The following is a 359-nucleotide window of genomic DNA, read 5'->3' on the forward strand; positions in this document are numbered from 1 at the left end:
ACAGCCCTAATAGCTTCTCCATTAGAATAGATACAGTGCTTTTACCTGTGCCTCTTGCCTCTGATTTCAATACCAGACAAACACCGCTCTTTTCTTGTGGCTTTTGTACGATATGAGCCATCCAAGCCAGTAGATACCCAAAGTGTTCTTGGTTTCCGTCACAAACAACATGAAGTAGATGCCACATTATTGTATCTAGTTGGTCGTCACCCTCTACAGGATCAACCGCAAAGCCTTGCCACATATTAAGGAATCGCCCATTAGCTCTGTTAGCTGGGTCAAACACAACGCCGTGATAGGTCTTTCTAGCGTGTGCCTTCATCCATAAATCAAAGCAGTTAGCATGTTTGATCTTGTCC

Annotated in this window: 1 pseudogene; it reads right to left on the reverse strand. The window is 44.0% G+C overall.

The annotated features are described in order from the left end of the window. Positions 1 to 322 (reverse strand): annotated as a pseudogene (locus tag AB4585_RS28080) (hypothetical protein); the annotation flags it as partial. Positions 323 to 359 lie beyond the last annotated feature (37 nt).

This window comes from Vibrio sp. 10N.222.49.C9 (genome assembly GCF_041474985.1).
GTDB lineage: Bacteria > Pseudomonadota > Gammaproteobacteria > Enterobacterales > Vibrionaceae > Vibrio > Vibrio crassostreae_C.